We start from the raw sequence: 16,664 nt of genomic DNA, 5'->3' as shown, positions 1-16,664 counted from the left end.
ACGGCCTCCCGGGTCAGCAGGGAGACCAGTCGGTGGGGGCCCGCCTGGATCTCCACCTGCGCGGCCACATCCCCGAGTTTGACGGCGGTGACGATGCCCCGGCGGCTCAGGTCCGGTCGATGTGGACGTTGGTGGACTTCACGCGGGCGGTGGCCTCCATGCCGACCTCCAGACCCAGCTCCTCCACGGCCTCCCGGGTCAGCAGGGAGACCAGTCGGTGGGGGCCCGCCTGGATCTCCACCTGCGCGGCCACATCCCCGAGTTTGACGGCGGTGACGATGCCGGGGAACGCGTTGCGGGCGGAGGTGTACGGGGCGTCGTCCTCGGCGGCGGCGTCGGCGGCCAGTTCCACGGAGAACGCCGCGAGATCCCTGCCGTCGATGAGCCGACGCCCGCTGTCGTCGCGCCGGGTCGCCACCCGGCCCGCATCCGCCCACCGCCGCGCGGTGTCCGGACTCACCCCGAGCAACCGCGCGGCCTGACCGATCGTGTAGGACTGCATGGGGTCAAGATAGGTGCCGGTCAGGGCATGCGCCCATGCTCCATGTCGCGTAGGCGTGGACGAGGGCGGGGCCGAGGCGTGGGCCGCGGTCCGAGCCGTCCCGCCGTGTCAGCCCTGGTCGGCGAGTTGGGCGCGGAAGCCCGGAGCGCCGCGCAGGATCTGCTGCTTCTTGTGGACGGGCTTGCCGAAGGACTTCACCTGCGGGACGGCGACCCAGAGGGTGTGCGCGCCGGAGCCCCTGACGTCGACGCGGGGGTTGTCCTTGATGGCGATGGCCGCGTTGACGTTGGTGACCCGGGCCTTGCCGGTGATCTTCTTCGGCCCCTCGCCGGCGGTCGGGTAGCTGATGGTGAGCGTCTCGCTGGTGACCGGGATGCGGAAGATCTCCTGGGTCACGGTGAAGCTGACGGTCGCTGTCCGGCTCTTGTCCTTGGCGACCTTGGAGGTGGCCGTGGTGACGAACCGGACCTCCTTGTTGTACGGGTCGGTGATGGTGACCGGCTTGCCGACGGGGGCCGCCACCTTGCCGAGGAGCGCCTTGTGGATCCGGCGGTCCTGGAGGTCCTTCACGAAGACGGTCTGCTGTCCCCTGCTGAGCGCCAGGAACTTTTTCAGCGCCTTCCTCGCCTCCGGCGTGGGCTGCGCCTTGAGGTACTTCGTGTACCCGGCGACGGTCAGCCTCGGCGCCATCGGCTCGGCCGGACCCTGCTCCACGGCCTGCGCGGCGGGCGCGAGTACGGCGAGGCCGGCCACCGTGGCGACGGCGGCGGACGTCAGACGACCTGCGGTGGAAGTGAACATGTGTGGGGCTCCCCGTGACGCGTGGGCGGTAGCTGCGTCAACGACCCTACGAATCCAGCAACTTGACTGACATTGTCTCTCCAGCCACCCCCCGAAAGGCCACCTCCCCAAAAGGCACTACCGAGGGGTCGGCCGCCGCGTCGAGCGGAGCTCCGTCGAGCCGGGTGAGGGGGAACAGCGGGGGGCCCGCATCGTCGTCCGCCGCCCCAGCAGGGGGTCGGATGACCGATCTTGTTGTTTGTTGAACGACTTTTTAGGTGATTTATGCGGTTTTGCCCGTTGGGTGATGGTTAGTCGAGGGGAGTATGCGGAGGCACCGAGACAGGGGGTGATTTCCCCGCGGACAGGCTGCGAGAGCCCCGGACCGCAGGACCGCCGCCCCACGGGCGGTCACCGAGACGCCGCCGGTGCGGCGTGCCGGCAACCTGCGGGTCAGGCCGCCACCCGCTTGCACACCACGCTGGTCCCGTGGCCGACGTGCCGAACACCATCCCTGCTGCTCTCACCGGAGATGATCGCAGTGACATCACCCACCTACGGGTCGACCGGGTCCACCGGGTCGACCATGGAATCCCACCCGGACATCGTCGAAATGCGCCAGCGCCACACGCTGGCCGAGCGCGCCGCGACGACCCCACGGGCGCAAGCCATCGAGGCACTGGCGCTGCTCACGGGCCTCTACCTCGCGGCCTCCCCGTGGATCGCGGGGTTCCCTGGCGGCACCTTCTCCCGGCTGGCCATCAACAACCTGATCGTGGGAATCGGCTATGCGCTGCTGATGAGCGGCGGCTTCGGTCGTGCCTACGACCGGACACACAGCATGGCGTGGGCCGCGTGCGGCCTGGGCGCATGGACGATCATCGCGCCGTGGGTGGTGGCAGGCAATGTCGACACCACCCGCACCATCACCAACAACGTCATCACGGGCGCGATCGCCCTGCTGCTTGCCCTTGCCGCCAGCGCGGCAGCCGGCACACGCGGCACCCGCGGCACACGCGGCGCCCAGGGCGCCTACGGGGGCGCCGGTCGCTGATCAGACGCCGTTCCCGCAACGGGGGCATGCACCGTATCAACGAAGGAGAACCCAGATGATCACCCGAGAGCAGATCCCCACGGTGCTGGACCACCCGGTCTACGACACCAGAGGCAACAAGATCGGCGACGCCCGGCACATTTTCTTCGACGACGTCACCGGCGAGCCCGAGTGGGTCAGCGTGAGGACCGGTCTGTTCGGCACCAGCGAGTCCTTCGTCCCCATCCACGAGGCCTCCGTGGTCGAGGACCACCTGGAGGTGCCGTACGCCAAGGGCAAGGTCAAGGACGCGCCCAACGTCGACGTCGATGCCGGTGGTCACCTCTCCGTACAGGAGGAACACCGCCTGTACGAGTACTACGGCATCGACTGGGACGCCGCCTGGCAGCGGGCGCAGACCGGCACCGGCCGGACCGCCCCGACCCCGGATGACGCGATGACGCGGTCCGAGGAGGAGATGCGCGTCGGTGTCGAACGCCGCGAGGCCGGCCGCGTGCGGCTGCGCAAATACGTCGTCACCGAGGAGCAGCAGCGGACCGTTCCCGTACGCCACGAAGAGGTCCGCGTCGAGCGCGAGCCGATCACCGAGGAGAACCGCGGTGACGCCCTGGCCGGCCCGGACATTTCCGAGGCGGAACACGAGGTCATCCTCCACGAGGAGGAGCCCGTGGTGGAGATGAGGACCGAGCCCAAGGAGCGGGTCCGCCTCACCACCGATGAGGTCACCGAGGAGGAAACCGTCACCGGTGAGGTCCGCAAGGAACGCATCGAGGCCGAGGGGACCGACGAGCGCGGCCAGCAGCCGCCCCGCCGCTGACACGGCACACCCAGGCGCCCGGGACGGGAGGCGACGGCTCTCGCCGGGCGCCGCACGCGCCCCCACGCACTCTCCGACCGCTTCCGGCCCATGACAAAGGCGGGGTCCGAAAACCCCGCCCGAAACCGCCGGAACCTCGGATCAGGGCCACACAAGGCAGTACGGCTGGTGCCCCGCCTCGTGCAGACGGTGGCTGAAGTCCTGCCACTCGTGGAGCAGTTGGTACACGTTGAACGCGTCGCGGGGGCCGCCCCGGTCCGGGACCGTGGACCAGATGAAGGCCGCCGCGCCGACCGCCTCCTCGCCGATGCCGCGCAACGGGTCCACGACGGTCATCGGCAGCTTCACGACCGCGTAGTCGGGGTGCAGGACGACCAGCTCCAGCGGCGGGACCTTGTGCAGGGGGACGCCCTCGATGCCGGTCAGCACCATCGCGGCCATCGTCTCCGGCTTGATCTTGGTGAACATGCCGTTCATGCCGAGCTCGTCGCCGCCGAGTTCCTCGGGGCGCATCGAGATCGGGACGCGGGCCGCGGTCGCGCCGTCGGGCGCGCCGAAGTATTTGTAGGTCACCCCCACCCGACCACCATTCCTGCTCCCCGCCGTATGGAGCCGGTTGACCACCTGGTCGAGGCGGTCGGCACGGCGTCTGCGGGCCGCACGGCTCTCACGGTCGACGGCGTCAGGCCGGTCCGTGTGGCCCGTCTGATCCATTCCGTCACGATTGACACGATCCACATGCTCGGCGCGATCCATACGGTCCATACCCTCCATACGGCTGCGCCGCCCGATCCGCTCAGGGCCGCCGCCCTGGATCCGGTCGGCACCCCCGCGCTCGGCGCGGTCGGAACCGCTCTCCGGCCGGTCGGGACCGCTCTCGGCGCGGTCGGAACCGCCCTCAAGACGATCGGAACCGCCGCGTGCGGCTCGCCGGCGGCGCGAGAAGCGCGAACCCTCCTGCTGCGGATCGTTCGTGCCGTCCCGTCCGGGCATGCCGACGGACCCGTCGGCCGGGTTCGCCCTGTCCTGGGTCTCGAATGTGCCGTGCGCACCCTGCGGACCGTACACGCCCTGCTGGCCGTGCGGAGCGTACGGGGGCTGTGACCCCGGCGACCCTTGGGGCGCCGATGGTGCGGGAGGTGTGGGGGGTGAGGGGAGTGATGGCGGTGAGTGCGGGGACCGGGGTGGCTGCTGGGGGCTGCCGAGTGGGGGCTGTGACGGTGGGCCCGACGGCGTCGGCGGCTGCGCGGCGCCGTCCGACGCCGATGGCCCTCCCGACGCCGGCTGCGCGCCCTGTGATCCCTGCGACGATCCCTGCGGCCCTTGTCCGCCGCGCAACCTCCGGGAGCCCAGCGCTCCCAGGGAACCGAGCGGACCGAGACCGCGCAGGGGGCCCGTCGGTCCCGTGGGTCCGTTCGCCGGTCCTGTGGGGCCCGTGGATCCGGTGTCCGCGGCTGCGTCCGGGCCACCCGGTCCGGCGGGACCTCCCAGATCACCAGGACCACCGGGACCCCTCGGGCCGTCCTGTGCGCCGGGTCCGATCACACCGCCGGGGCCGTCCGACGGCGTACCCGTGCCGGTCGGCGCACCCGTGCCGGTCGGCGTGCTCGACCCGGTCGAACCGTTCGGTCGACCGGATCCGCCCGGTCGACCCAGTCCACTCAGTCCGCCCAGCAGTCCGCTCAGTCCGCCCGTACCGCCACCGCTACCACCCGACGTGGTGCCGGACGGGCCGGATGCGGCTGTCGACCCGGACGCGCCGGACCCGCCTCGTTCCTGTCGTGGGGTCTCCGCAGTCTCCTCCGCGTCGCGTCGGTGCCTTCCCCGCCGGGCACGACGAGGCCCGAGGTCACCGGTCCCCTCGCCCAGTCCGCCACCGCGATGCATATCTCCACCCGAACGCATTTCTGGGCCACGTGATCCCCGCCGCGCAACCCGATCATCGTGTCAGTGACCTCCCCCGCGACCGCTCGCCGAAACGTGCGCGCAAACACCAGTCGGCAGGATCTTCGGAGCCTCTGACACCATGGCCTGTGTGAGCTATCCGTACGAAGCCCCAGTTTCGCAGACTCTTTTCGAGCGCGCGGCGGCCGTCACGCCCGGCGGCGTGAACTCTCCCGTGCGCGCCTTCCGCGCCGTGGGCGGTACGCCCCGGTTCATGGTGTCCGGTACCGGTCCCTACCTCACCGACGCCGACGGCCGTGAGTACGTCGACCTCGTGTGCTCCTGGGGGCCCATGATCCTCGGGCACTCCCGTCCCGAGGTCATCGCCGCCGTCCAGGAGGCCGTCTCGCGCGGCACCTCGTTCGGCACCCCCGGCGAGGGCGAGGTGGCGCTCGCCGAGGAGATGGTCGACCGCGTCGGGCCGCTGGAGCAGGTGCGGCTCGTCTCCAGCGGGACCGAGGCCACCATGTCCGCGATCCGGCTCGCCCGCGGTTTCACCGGCCGCACCAAGGTGGTCAAGTTCGCCGGCTGCTACCACGGCCACGTCGACTCGCTGCTCGCCGCGGCCGGCTCGGGGGTCGCCACCTTCGCGCTGCCGGACACCCCCGGCGTCACCGGTGCCCAGGCCGGCGACACGATCGTCCTCCCCTACAACGACCTCGACGCCGTACGCGCGGCCTTCGCCGCCCACCCCGGCGAGATCGCCTGTGTGATCACCGAGGCATCCCCGGGCAACATGGGCGTCGTACCGCCGCTGCCCGGCTTCAACCAGGGGCTCAAGGACGTCTGCGCCGAGAACGGGGCCCTGTACATCTCCGACGAGGTCATGACCGGCTTCCGCACCAGCAGGGCCGGCTGGTACGGCATCGACGGGGTGGTCCCCGACCTGATGACCTTCGGCAAGGTCATGGGCGGCGGCTTCCCCGCGGCCGCGTTCGGCGGCCGGGCCGACGTGATGGCGTGCCTGGCGCCCGCCGGGCCCGTCTACCAGGCCGGCACGCTCTCCGGGAACCCGGTCGCCACGGCCGCCGGGCTCGCGCAGCTGCGGCTGCTCGACGACGCGGCGTACGAGGTCGTCGACGCCGTCTCCCTGCGGATCCAGGGGCTCGTGACGGAGGCGCTCACCAAGGAGGGCGTCGCGCACACGCTGCAGAACGCCTCCAACATGTTCTCCGTGTTCTTCACGGACACCCCCGTACGGAACTACGAGGACGCCAAGGCGCAGGAGTCCTTCCGGTTCAACGCCTTCTTCCACTCGATGCTGTCGCAGGGCGTCTATCTGCCGCCGTCGTCGTTCGAGTCGTGGTTCGTGTCCACCGCACACGACGAGCAGGCGGTGCAGAGAATCGCCGACGCCCTTCCGGCGGCGGCGCGAGCGGCAGCGGAGGCCACAGCAGCATGAGTGACATCACCGTCGTCCACCTGATGCGGCACGGCGAGGTCGCCAACCCGGACGGGATCCTCTACGGGCGGCTCGCCGGGTACCACCTCTCCGACCTCGGGCGCCGGATGGCCGACCGGGTCGCCGAGCACCTGGCCACCCGCGACGTCACGTACGTCTGCGCCTCCCCGCTGGAGCGGGCGCAGGAGACGGCCACGCCGATCGCCAAGGCGCACGGGCTGGACCTCGCGACCGACGCGCGGCTCATCGAGGCCGACAACGTCTTCCAGGGCAAGACCTTCGGCGTCGGCGACGGCGCGCTGAAGCGGCCGGAGAACTGGAAGCACCTGGTGAACCCCTTCAAGCCGTCGTGGGGCGAGCCGTATGTCGACCAGGTCGTCCGGATGATGGGGGCGCTGGACGCGGCGAAGGACGCGGCGCGCGGGCACGAGGCGGTGCTCGTCTCGCACCAGCTGCCGATCTGGATCGTCCGGTCGTACGTCGAGCGGCGGCGGCTGTGGCACGACCCGCGGCGGCGGCAGTGCACGCTCGCGTCGCTGACGACGTTCACATACCAGGGCGACAAGATCGTGTCGGTGGGGTACAGCGAGCCGGCGCGGGATCTCGTGCCGCCGCATCTGCTGGCGGGCGCCAAGCCGGTGAAGGGGAAGGACAAGGCCTTCGGAGCGTGAGCGCTCCGCTGGGGGAGCCAGCCGGGGGACTCAGGTGGGTGGGGGACTGCGGTCGGTGGGGGACTGAGGTCGGTGGGTGGCCGCGGGTTCGTTGTGGCTGGTCGCGCAGTTCCCCGCGCCCCTTGGAAGCGTGCGGTCGCCCGTGGCCGCAACGGAACCCGCCGTCCCTCGCGTCCCTGAGGAACGCGCAGTTCCCCGCGGCCCCGACGGCGCCCCCTTGCCGTCTCCTCGAGTCACGCGCCCCTTGCTCCTGATCAACTGGAACCCCGCGGTCCGTACGTCAGTCCTATGAGGCGTGCTGTTCCGTTTCGGGGCCGGTGCCTACGCGTGTGCCCCCGGCGTGCGCTTCGGCCTAAGGCGTACGGAGGGCGCATACAACCGTTTTCGGTCAAAGTCTCTGCAATATCTGCCACATCGGCGGAACCCCGGCGATTCCTCTGACCTCTCAAACGGTGTGCTTCACGCCAGGAAGGGCGTGACCTGAACCAGGGGGGACGCGATGCGCCACATCTCGCGAAGGGGAGTGCTCGGGCTCGGGGCGGGGGCCGCCGTCGGGCTGGGTCTGACCGGCTGCGGTACGGGATTCGGGGGCAAGCCCACCGAGGCCGGCGACTCCGGAGGTGCCGGGGGAGGCGGCAAGGGCCGGGGGAAGCCGGAGAAGAAGGTGAAGCCGATCGGGGACGGTTCCACCGCCCGTACCGGCAAGCAGCCCCACCAGCCGGACAAGCCCCGGCCGTTGGCGCCGGGCGAGACGCCGCCGCAGTTCGTGGTGTTCTCCTGGGACGGGGCCGGAGACGTCGGGAACGGCCTGTTCGAGCGGTTCCTGAAGGCCGGCCGGGACCACGACGCCCACATGACGTTCTTCCTCTCCGGGATCTATCTCCTGCCCGAGTCGAAGAAGCGGAAGTACCTCCCGCCGAACAACGCGCCCGGCGCCTCCGACATCGGCTATCTCACCGACGAGCACATCAAGTCGACGCTGGGGCACCTGCGCACGGCCTGGCTCGACGGCCACGAGATAGGCACCCACTTCAACGGCCACTTCTGCGGCGGCTACGGCTCGGTCGCCAAGTGGACGCCCAAGCAGTGGCGCAGCGAGATAGAGCAGGCCAAGTCGTTCGTGACGGAGTGGAAGACGAACAGCGGCTGGACCGACCTCGACCCCCTGCCCTTCGACTACGAGAAGGAACTAGTCGGCGGACGCACCCCGTGTCTGCTCGGGCAGGAGAACCTGCTGCCCACCGCCCGCGAGCTCGGCTGGCGCTACGACTCCTCCTCGTCCGGCGGTCTCCAGGTCTGGCCGGGGAAGAAGCAGGGCATCTGGGACCTGCCGTTGCAGTCCGTGCCGTTCCCGGGCCGCAGCTTCGAGGTCCTGTCGATGGACTACAACATCATGTTCAACCAGTCCCAGAACTCCACCCAGGCCCCGCCCGCCAACTACCCGGCCTACCGCACCCAGGCCACCGGCGCGTATGTGGCCGGGTTCCAGCGGGCGTACGAGACGAACCGGGCGCCGCTGTTCATAGGGAACCACTTCGAGGAGTGGAACGGCGGGGTCTACATGGACGCCGTCGAGGAGGCCCTCAAGCACATCGCCCGGGCGAAGGAGAAGGCCAAGGACGGGGACATCCGGATCGTCTCCTTCCGGCAGTTCGTCGACTGGATGGACGTACAGAAGCCGGACGTCCTCGCCAAGCTCCGCACCCTTGGGGTGGGGCAGCGGCCGACAGGGGGCTGGAAGGAGTTCCTGAAGGCGGGCTCGACCGCCTGACCTCGGCGGAAGCGGGCCCGGAGGGGCTGCTCGACCCCGCCGCGGGCCGACGAAAAGGGCATGCGAAACTTTTCACATGAGTGTCCGTACGAGCCGCAGTCGTGCCGCTTTGCTCTCCGCCGGGGCCGCCGCCCTGGCGCTGGTGCTGTCCGCCTGTTCGGGCGGAGGCATCGAGGGCGGTGGCGGCGGTACCGGCTTCGTGGCCGGCTCCGACGGCATCGCGACCGTGAAGAGGGGGGAGCGGGGCACCGCGCCCAAGCTCGCCGGCAAGACCATCGACGGCGGTGAACTCGATGTGGCCTCCGCCTACAAGGGCAAGATCGTAGTCCTGAACGTCTGGGGCTCGTGGTGCCCGCCGTGCCGCGCGGAGGCGCCCAACTTCGTCAAGGTCTCCAAGGACCTCGCCGGTCAGGGCGTGCAGTTCGTCGGCATCAACACCCGCGACACCAGCACCCGCCCCGCGCTGGCCTTCGAGGAAGAGTTCAAGGTCACCTACCCGAGCCTGTACGACCCCACCGGGAAGCTGCTGCTCCGGTTCGAGAAGGGCACGCTCAACCCGCAGCTGATCCCCTCGACGATCGTCGTGGACCGACAGGGGAAGCTCGCGGCGCGGGCTCAGTCGCCACTCACCGAGGAATCGCTGCGCAAGATGCTCAAGCCGATCCTCGCGGAGAAGTGACGTGCCGGGAACGACGACCGCGACCGTGCTGAACACCGCCGTCACCACCAACGCCGCCGACCTCACCGAGACCGTCTCCAGCGGGGCCCTGCTGCTCGCGCTGCCGATCGCCCTGCTCGGCGGCCTCGTCTCCTTCTTCTCTCCGTGCGTCCTGCCCCTCGTCCCCGGTTATCTGTCGTACGTCACCGGCGTCGGCGGCACCGACCTCGCGGACGCCCGCAAGGGGCGGATGGCGGCCGGGGCCGGGCTGTTCGTGCTCGGGTTCACCGCGGTGTTCGTCTCCAGCGGGGCGCTCTTCGGGTACTTCGGCCGGACCCTGCTGGAACACCAGGACGTGCTCGCCAAGGTCCTCGGCGGCCTGATGATCTTCATGGGGCTCTTCTTCATGGGGCTCATGCCGTGGCTCACCCAGCGCGAGTTCCGCTTCCACACCAAGCCGGCCACCGGCCTGGTGGGCGCCCCGGTCCTCGGCGCGCTCTTCGGCATAGGTTGGGTCCCCTGCATCGGCCCGACCCTCGCCGCCGTGAACGTCCTCGCGATGCAGGAGGGCAGCGCCGTGCGCGGCGCGCTGCTGATGGTGGCGTACTGTCTGGGGCTGGGCCTGCCCTTCGTGCTCGCCGCGGTGGCCTTCCGCAGGGCGCTCGGCGCCTTCGGCTGGGTCAAGCGGCACTACGCGTGGGTGCTGCGCATCGGCGGCGGCATGATGATCACCATCGGAGTGCTGATGCTGACCGGTGCCTGGGACCGCATCGTGCAGGAGATGCAGGTCTGGTCCACCGGCTTCACCCCTGGGATCTGAGCCAATGACGACGACCGACTCCGGCAAGCGCGACGACAGCGAACTCGACGTCGTCGGTTCGCCGCTGTCCACCGCCCCGCAGGAGGACGCCCTCAACGTGCCCCAGCTGGGGGTGATCGGCTGGGCCCGCTGGTTCTGGCGGCAGCTGACCTCCATGCGGGTCGCGCTGCTGCTGCTCTTCATGCTGTCGCTGGCGGCGATCCCCGGCTCGCTGATCCCGCAGAGCGGCCAGGACGAGACCCGGGTCGCCGACTTCATGAAGCGGCACGACACCCTGGGGCCGATCTACGAGAAGCTCGGGCTGTTCCACGTCTACAGCTCGGTGTGGTTCTCCGCGATCTACATCCTGCTGTTCATCTCGCTCATCGGCTGCATCGTGCCGCGCACCTGGCAGTTCGTCGGCCAGCTCCGCGGCCGCCCGCCGGGTGCGCCGAAGCGGCTGACGCGCATGCCGGCGTACGCGACGTGGCGCACGGAGGCCACCCCGGAGCAGGTCCGTGAGGTCGCGCTGAAGGCGCTGAAGCGGCGCCGGTTCCGCGTGCAGGTCGCCGGGGACGCGGTCGCCGCCGAGAAGGGCTACCTCCGGGAGGCCGGCAACCTGGCCTTCCACCTCGCGCTGATCGTGATGCTCATCGCCTTCGCCTGGGGGCAGCTCTACAAGTCCGAGGGCAACAAACTGATCGTCGAGGGCGACGGCTTCTCCAACGTCCTGCCGCAGTACGACGACTTCAAGTCCGGCAACCTCTTCTCCGCCGACGACCTCAATCCGTTCAGCTTCGACCTCAAGAACTTCCGCGGCACCTACGAGGCCACCGGGCCCAACAAGGGCACCCCGCGGGTCTACGAGGCGAGCGTCGTCTACGCCGTCGGTGCGGACGGCAAGGAGAAGACCACCCGGATCGAGGTCAACAAGCCGCTGGAGATCGACGACTCGAAGGTCTATCTCGTCAGCCACGGCTACGCGCCCGTCATCACCATCAGGGACGGCCGGGGCAAGGTCGTCTTCGAGGACGCGGTGCCGCTGCTGCCGCTGGACTCCAATGTCACCTCCACCGGCGCGATCAAGGTGATGGACGGCTACCGGGACGCCAAGGGCAGGTGGGACCAGCTCGGTATCCAGGCGTTCTTCCTCCCGACGTACGGCGGCAAGGACACGGCGGTGGTCTCGCAGTTCCCCGCGCTGCTGAACCCGCGGCTGAACCTGACGCCGTACCACGGTGATCTGCGCGTCAACGCCGGGCTGCCGCAGAGCGTGTACCAGCTCGACAAGTCGAAGCTGAAGGCGTTCCGGGACTCCAAGGGCGCGCAGGTGCGGGAGAACCTGAAGATCGGCGAGTCCATGACCCTGCCGAACGGGGCGGGCACCATCACGTTCGACGGGGTCAAGGAGTGGGCCGGCTTCCAGGTGACCCAGCAGCCCGGCAGCGGCTGGGCCCTCGCGGGCGCGATCACCGCGATCCTCGGTCTCGCCGGGTCCCTGTTCATCCAGCGCCGCCGGGTGTGGGTCCGTGCGGTCGCCGGGGCCGACGGGGTGACCGTGGTCGAGATGGCGGGCCTCGGCCGCAGCGAGTCCGCGAAGGTACCGGAGGAACTGGGCGACCTGGCCGCGGTGATCCACGACGAGGCTCCCACCGCGCCCGACCCCGGGCCCGACCCCGAATCCGACTCCGAACCCCCAGTCGTCACTGCCGAAGGGGCTGAGAAGTGACTCTCGCCGCCGCGACCAACGAGAATCTCGCGAACATCAGCAACACGCTGATCTACTCCGCGATGGCCGTGTACACGCTGGCCTTCTTCGCGTACATCGCCGAATGGCTCTTCGGCAGCCGCAGCAAGGTGGGCCGGACGGCCGCCGCGCTCACCGCCGGGGCCGACGCGGCGAAGAAGGCGGACGCGCCCGCGGTGACCGTGAAGTCGGCCGGGGGCACCTCCGTGCTGGAGCGGCCGAAGGTGGTCGTGCGGGCCGCCGCCGGTGCGCGGGAGGTCCCGGACGGGCCCGGCGCCCACGGCGGGGACGAACAGGGCGATCTCTACGGCCGTATCGCCGTGTCCCTCACGGTGCTGGCGTGGGCCGTCGAGGCCGCCGGTGTGCTCGCGCGGGCGCTGTCGGTGCAGCGGGCGCCGTGGGGCAACATGTACGAGTTCAACATCACCTTCTCCACGGTGGCCGTCGGGGTGTACCTCGCGCTGCTCGCGTTGAAGAAGAACGTGCGCTGGCTGGGCCTGCCGCTGATCACCACGGTCCTCCTCGATCTCGGTCTCGCCGTCACTGTCCTGTACACCGCCAGCGACCAGTTGGTTCCCGCCCTCCACTCGTACTGGCTGTACATCCACGTCTCGACCGCCATCTTCTGCGGCGCCGTCTTCTACGTGGGCGCGGTCGGCACGATCCTGTACCTGTTCAAGGACTCCTACGAGAGCAAGCTGGCGAGCGGCGGCCGGCCGGGCCGGTTCGCGACCTCCGTCATGGAGCGGCTGCCCGCCTCGGCGTCCCTCGACAAGTTCTCGTACCGCGTCAACGCCGCCGTCTTCCCGCTGTGGACGTTCACGATCATCGCGGGCGCCATCTGGGCGGGCGACGCGTGGGGCCGCTACTGGGGCTGGGACCCCAAGGAGACCTGGTCGTTCATCACGTGGGTCGCCTACGCCTGCTATCTGCACGCCCGCGCCACCGCCGGCTGGAAGGGCCGCAAGGCCGCGTACATCGCGCTCATCGCCTTCGCCTGCTGGCTCTTCAACTACTACGGCGTCAACATCTTCGTCAGCGGCAAGCACTCCTACGCCGACGTCGGGTGACCCCCGTGTAGCCGTCCCGTACAACCGCCGTACACCGAAGGCCGGTTCCCGTGACGTGAGTCACGGGAACCGGCCTTCGGCGTGCGGACAGGGGGAGGACGTGGAGACGAATCAGGGGGACCGGAGCGCGTTGCGCGCCCGGATCAGGGACGGGGACGCGGAGGCCTTCGGCGAGGTCTTCGACGCGTACGCGCGTTCCGTGTACAACCACGCCTTCCGGCTGACGGGGGACTGGGCGACGGCCGAGGACATCGTGTCGCTGACCTTCCTGGAGGCGTGGCGGCTGCGTGACCGGCTGGACGCGGAGGGGGGCTCGCCGCGCCCCTGGCTGCTCGGCATCGCCACGAACGTGGTCCGCAACAGCCGCCGTGCCGCCCGGCGGCACGCCGCCGCCGTCGCCCGGCTGCCGAGGCCCGAGTCCGTGCGGGACTTCGCCGACGAGGTGGCCGGGAAGCTCGACGACACGGCGTATCTGCGGGCGGTGCGTACGGCGGTGGACCGGCTGCGGCGGCCCGAGCGCGAGGTGCTCGCGCTGTGCGCCTGGGGCGGCCTCGACTACGCCGGTGCCGCGGAGGCGCTCGGCATTCCCGTCGGCACCGTCCGCTCCCGGCTCTCCCGGGCCCGCGCCAAGCTCGCCGCGGCACTCGCCGGGGAACCCGCTGCCGGGCGCGGACAGACACAAGGCGGCCACACGCCCGTGGCCGGGCCCATCCAGGAGGGGAACCAGTGAACGACAACCAGTCCCCCCAAGAGATCCCGACCTCCCGGGACGTCCCGTCCGCCGTGGAGCGGGACCTTCCGCCGGGCCGCCACAGCGTCCTGAGGGAGCATCTGATGAGGGAGATCGAGAACCGTACCGAGGGCGTGGACAGCTCCCGCCCCGCGGTCGTACGGCCGCTGTGGCGGCGGCCCGCCTTCGCGGCGCCCGCCGTCGCCGCCGCCCTGACGGTCGCCGTGGTCGTCGGCGCCGCGGTGACCCAGCACGTCGCCGGTCCGTCGCTGCCCGCCGTGACCAAAGGGGCCGGCCGGTGGGGTGGCACGGCCAGCGACCGGAGCGCCGCCGAGGTGCTGGAGCGGGCCGCCGAGGCCGCCGGGAAGCGGAAGCCGCCCAGGATCGAGGACGACCAGTTCGTGTACACCAAGCAGGAGGACTACCACTGGAAGGCGGACGAGGAACTGGCGGTCTCCGACTGCCCCAGCACCCTGGAGGGGCACCCGTTCGGGGTGTGGGAGACCTGGCGGTCGGTCGACGGCCGGCACGTGGGGTTGTCCCGGGGGCGGGAGGAGGGGGTGAAGGTGGAGCAGTCCCTCGCCGAGCAGCCGCGGATGAAGGGCTTCGTCAACTCCTACCGGGAGGCGGAGGACGAGCTGCCGACCGATGCCGAGGGCATGTACCGCTACCTGTACGGGGCGAAGGCCGGCAAGGAGCCGCCTGCCGGTGAGAAGGCCGCCGACCGCAAGGCGTTCGAGAAGGGCGCCGAGCTGGTGTCCACGCAGTTGCTGCCGCCGAAGGCGGAGGCCGCGCTGTACCGGGCGCTCGCCCGGATCCCCGGGCTGACCGTGTACGAGGGCGCGCGGGACACGGCGGACCGTACGGGCGTGTCCGTCGGGATCGAGGGACGGTTCCCCGACTTCGGCCAGGGCCGCTCCCGGCACGAACTGCTCTTCGACGAGCGGACGTCGGCGTTCCTGGCCCTCAACTCGATCAACGTCGACCCGCCGGACGACGACTGCCAGACGCTGAGGGTGGGGGACATGGTCTCGTCGGTGGCGATCGTGGAACGGGCGGTGGTGGACCGGACGGGGCAGCGTCCTTGATCGGGGGCCGGGCCTTGCAGCTCGGGGGTGCGGTTGCTTCGGCGGGTGCGGGTTCGGCGTGGTTTCTCGAGCCGTTCCCGCGCCCCTGAAGGGACGGGCCTGAGGCCCGCCCTTCCCATGAGAAGCACGAGGCGTATCCCCGGCCGCTTTTCAGAAGCACGGGGGCTGCGCGAACGGCCCCCACTCACCCGCACCCGCCATCGAACACCCGGCCCCGAGTCATGAGGCGCCCAGTGCCGTCACTGAGGCAGCGGCACCAGCACCGCCCGGGAGGACGGCGCGCGCCCCGGCATCCAGTCACTCGTCCGCGTCGCGTGCCGCAGCGCCGGATGCTCCCGGCCCCGCAACCCCGCGTAGAACACCGCCCGGTCGGCTATCCCGGCCGCCCGGTCCCGCAGTACCGACTCCATCAGCCGCAGCCCCGCCGTCTCCTGCACGTTGTCTATGAGGATCACCGGCCGACCGCCCCCGTCTCCCAGGTCCGCCAGCAACGCCCGTACGAGATGCCGCTCGGCGTGCGCCCGCGCCTCCCCGGACGCCCTGAAGTGCCGGGACAGCAGGACCAGACCCACCTTGGGGTTTCCGGCCGCGTACGGATAGTCCCGGTACCAGACCGCCCCCCTCCGCAGCCGCCGGTACGACGGCGTCATGCCCTCGCTGAACGCCTCCAGCGCCGCCTCGACGGTCGCCTCCACCACGGGCCCCGTCCCGGACATCGCAATGGACGACACCAGCCGTGTGACCACCTTGCCGGTCCACCGTCCCGCGGGTCTCCCCAGCAGACCACCCGTGCCGCTCAGCCGCAGCGCCCGTTCGGCCTCCTCCCGGAGCCGCGGCACCTCGCGGTCGCTCCACCCGCCGGCCGCCACGGCGAGCAGACCGCACGCCAGCCGGGGGAACGCGACGCGCCCCGTCCCGGCCACCGGTGCGGCGAGCTGCTCCGCGATCGTCGCCAGCGCCTCGTAGACGGGCGACCACGACTCCGCCGGGCGGCCCGGCGGTGGCTGCTCGAACCGTGTCTCCTCGCCGTCCATCAGCGCGACGGGGGTACGCCCCTCGTACGCCTCCCGCAGCTCCCGCAGCGCCGTGCTCTTGTCCGCGCCCCGGGCATCCGCCAACACCACGAACGGCTCTTCCTTCGCGTGCGTCATGACAGCTGTGGGTATCAACAGCTGTGCGAGCAGGGGCAGTTGTTTCGGAGTAGGGCGAAGAGTGTTCGTTCGGGTCACGAGAGTGCCGGAAGGGCGTCCACGAAGTGCTGCCAGGCGGAGCGGTTGATGACCAGTACGGGCCCGTCGGGGTTCTCGCTGTCCCGGACGGGGACGACGCCGGGGGTGGCGGGGGCGATTTCGATGCGTTGCCGCCGTTGCCGCCGTTGCCGCCGTTGCCGCCGCTGTGGCTGCTCTTGACCCAGGTCGCCATTTCCAGGCAGTACCCGCCGTCGGTGCCGCTGTGGCTGCTTTTGATCCAGATCGCCGCGCTCAGGTCGTACCTGTCCATGACGCTCGTACCCGTCCCTCACGTCGCCGATCGGAGCGGCGGACTCGCGGGCTGACGGGATGTCCGCTCTGAGCACATCACAGCGCGGCCACACGCAGGAGACCGGGCGTCCGCGCCACCGCCGTACCTTC

At 70.7% G+C, this 16,664-nt stretch carries 17 protein-coding genes; 12 read left to right on the top strand and 5 right to left on the bottom strand.

Annotated elements, in window-relative coordinates; genetic code table 11:
- Positions 1–106: 106 nt before the first annotated feature.
- Both ACZ43N_RS25480 and ACZ43N_RS25475 read right to left on the bottom strand, forming a co-directional pair.
- A complete protein-coding gene (locus tag ACZ43N_RS25480) occupies positions 107–502 on the bottom strand; it encodes a TOBE domain-containing protein (protein ID WP_468100622.1) in 396 nt (131 codons plus the stop codon).
- A 108-nt stretch (positions 503–610) separates the two neighbouring features.
- On the bottom strand, positions 611–1,303 hold the full coding sequence (locus ACZ43N_RS25475) for a hypothetical protein (protein WP_468100620.1): 693 nt from the start codon (positions 1,301–1,303) through the stop codon (positions 611–613).
- Positions 1,304–1,868: 565 nt separating this feature from the next.
- Between ACZ43N_RS25475 and ACZ43N_RS25470 the strand changes: the two genes are divergently transcribed.
- Together ACZ43N_RS25470 and ACZ43N_RS25465 are read left to right on the top strand one after the other, a co-directional pair.
- Positions 1,869–2,336: an SPW repeat protein gene (locus ACZ43N_RS25470; RefSeq protein ID WP_468100618.1), complete on the top strand. Its 468-nt coding sequence runs from the start codon at positions 1,869–1,871 to the stop codon at positions 2,334–2,336.
- Between the two features lie 55 nt (positions 2,337–2,391).
- Positions 2,392–3,153 carry a DUF2382 domain-containing protein gene (locus ACZ43N_RS25465; RefSeq protein ID WP_468100617.1) on the top strand — a complete coding sequence of 254 codons (762 nt, stop codon included), beginning with the start codon at positions 2,392–2,394 and terminating at the stop codon, positions 3,151–3,153.
- Between the two features lie 141 nt (positions 3,154–3,294).
- On the opposite strand, the gene ACZ43N_RS25460 is transcribed toward ACZ43N_RS25465, so the two are convergent.
- A complete protein-coding gene (locus tag ACZ43N_RS25460; RefSeq protein WP_003974483.1) occupies positions 3,295–3,732 on the bottom strand; it encodes a hypothetical protein in 438 nt (145 codons plus the stop codon).
- Positions 3,733–3,849: 117 nt separating this feature from the next.
- Between ACZ43N_RS25460 and ACZ43N_RS25455 the strand changes: the two genes are divergently transcribed.
- The 10 genes from ACZ43N_RS25455 (at position 3,850) to ACZ43N_RS25410 (ending at position 15,033) form a co-directional block, all read left to right on the top strand.
- The gene (locus ACZ43N_RS25455; RefSeq protein ID WP_468100616.1) at positions 3,850–4,257 is read left to right on the top strand and encodes a hypothetical protein; all 408 of its coding nucleotides are present in this window, start codon (positions 3,850–3,852) and stop codon (positions 4,255–4,257) included.
- A gap of 922 nt (positions 4,258–5,179) precedes the next feature.
- Entirely contained in the window at positions 5,180–6,499 is a 1,320-nt protein-coding gene (gene hemL, locus ACZ43N_RS25450) for a glutamate-1-semialdehyde 2,1-aminomutase (RefSeq protein ID WP_468100615.1), read from the top strand.
- A complete protein-coding gene (locus ACZ43N_RS25445; protein ID WP_468100614.1) occupies positions 6,496–7,170 on the top strand; it encodes a histidine phosphatase family protein in 675 nt (224 codons plus the stop codon). The genes hemL and ACZ43N_RS25445 overlap by 4 nt, the downstream gene beginning before the upstream one ends.
- 499 nt (positions 7,171–7,669) lie before the next feature.
- Positions 7,670–8,941 (top strand): polysaccharide deacetylase family protein, encoded by a 1,272-nt coding sequence (locus ACZ43N_RS25440; protein ID WP_468100612.1) that lies wholly within the window; start codon positions 7,670–7,672, stop codon positions 8,939–8,941.
- A gap of 76 nt (positions 8,942–9,017) precedes the next feature.
- Positions 9,018–9,620 carry a TlpA family protein disulfide reductase gene (locus tag ACZ43N_RS25435; RefSeq protein WP_468100610.1) on the top strand — a complete coding sequence of 201 codons (603 nt, stop codon included), beginning with the start codon at positions 9,018–9,020 and terminating at the stop codon, positions 9,618–9,620.
- Position 9,621: 1 nt separating this feature from the next.
- The gene (locus ACZ43N_RS25430) at positions 9,622–10,419 is read left to right on the top strand and encodes a cytochrome c biogenesis CcdA family protein (protein WP_468100608.1); all 798 of its coding nucleotides are present in this window, start codon (positions 9,622–9,624) and stop codon (positions 10,417–10,419) included.
- Positions 10,420–10,423: 4 nt separating this feature from the next.
- The gene (gene resB / locus ACZ43N_RS25425; protein WP_468100607.1) at positions 10,424–12,127 is read left to right on the top strand and encodes a cytochrome c biogenesis protein ResB; all 1,704 of its coding nucleotides are present in this window, start codon (positions 10,424–10,426) and stop codon (positions 12,125–12,127) included.
- Entirely contained in the window at positions 12,124–13,215 is a 1,092-nt protein-coding gene (gene ccsB, locus ACZ43N_RS25420; protein ID WP_468100605.1) for a c-type cytochrome biogenesis protein CcsB, read from the top strand. Before resB ends, ccsB begins: the two co-directional genes overlap by 4 nt.
- A 100-nt stretch (positions 13,216–13,315) precedes the next feature.
- The gene (locus tag ACZ43N_RS25415; protein ID WP_468100604.1) at positions 13,316–13,945 is read left to right on the top strand and encodes an RNA polymerase sigma factor; all 630 of its coding nucleotides are present in this window, start codon (positions 13,316–13,318) and stop codon (positions 13,943–13,945) included.
- A complete protein-coding gene (locus ACZ43N_RS25410) occupies positions 13,942–15,033 on the top strand; it encodes a CU044_5270 family protein (protein WP_468100602.1) in 1,092 nt (363 codons plus the stop codon). Before ACZ43N_RS25415 ends, ACZ43N_RS25410 begins: the two co-directional genes overlap by 4 nt.
- Before the next feature lie 239 nt (positions 15,034–15,272).
- On the opposite strand, the gene ACZ43N_RS25405 is transcribed toward ACZ43N_RS25410, so the two are convergent.
- Positions 15,273–16,184, bottom strand: a complete 912-nt coding sequence (locus tag ACZ43N_RS25405; RefSeq protein WP_468100600.1) for a hypothetical protein — start codon at positions 16,182–16,184, stop codon at positions 15,273–15,275.
- A 74-nt stretch (positions 16,185–16,258) separates the two neighbouring features.
- Positions 16,259–16,555, bottom strand: a complete 297-nt coding sequence (locus tag ACZ43N_RS25400; protein ID WP_468100598.1) for a DUF397 domain-containing protein — start codon at positions 16,553–16,555, stop codon at positions 16,259–16,261.
- Positions 16,556–16,664: the final 109 nt, after the last annotated feature.

The organism is Streptomyces sp. NPDC030814 (assembly GCF_055572155.1).
The sequence above is the reverse complement of the archived record's forward strand: the minus strand, read 5'-3'. Positions and strand labels throughout refer to the sequence as shown.

Excerpts from the sequence above, each read along its gene's own strand:
- ACZ43N_RS25480 (WP_468100622.1), bottom strand. The coding sequence starts at position 502 with ATGCAGTCCTACACGATCGGTCAGGCCGCGCGGTTGCTCGGGGTGAGT.
- ACZ43N_RS25475 (WP_468100620.1), bottom strand. The coding sequence starts at position 1,303 with ATGTTCACTTCCACCGCAGGTCGTCTGACGTCCGCCGCCGTCGCCACG.
- ACZ43N_RS25470 (WP_468100618.1), top strand. The coding sequence starts at position 1,869 with ATGGAATCCCACCCGGACATCGTCGAAATGCGCCAGCGCCACACGCTG.
- ACZ43N_RS25465 (WP_468100617.1), top strand. The coding sequence starts at position 2,392 with ATGATCACCCGAGAGCAGATCCCCACGGTGCTGGACCACCCGGTCTAC.
- hemL (WP_468100615.1), top strand. The coding sequence starts at position 5,180 with ATGGCCTGTGTGAGCTATCCGTACGAAGCCCCAGTTTCGCAGACTCTT.
- ACZ43N_RS25445 (WP_468100614.1), top strand. The coding sequence starts at position 6,496 with ATGAGTGACATCACCGTCGTCCACCTGATGCGGCACGGCGAGGTCGCC.
- ACZ43N_RS25440 (WP_468100612.1), top strand. The coding sequence starts at position 7,670 with ATGCGCCACATCTCGCGAAGGGGAGTGCTCGGGCTCGGGGCGGGGGCC.
- ACZ43N_RS25435 (WP_468100610.1), top strand. The coding sequence starts at position 9,018 with ATGAGTGTCCGTACGAGCCGCAGTCGTGCCGCTTTGCTCTCCGCCGGG.
- resB (WP_468100607.1), top strand. The coding sequence starts at position 10,424 with ATGACGACGACCGACTCCGGCAAGCGCGACGACAGCGAACTCGACGTC.
- ACZ43N_RS25405 (WP_468100600.1), bottom strand. The coding sequence starts at position 16,184 with ATGACGCACGCGAAGGAAGAGCCGTTCGTGGTGTTGGCGGATGCCCGG.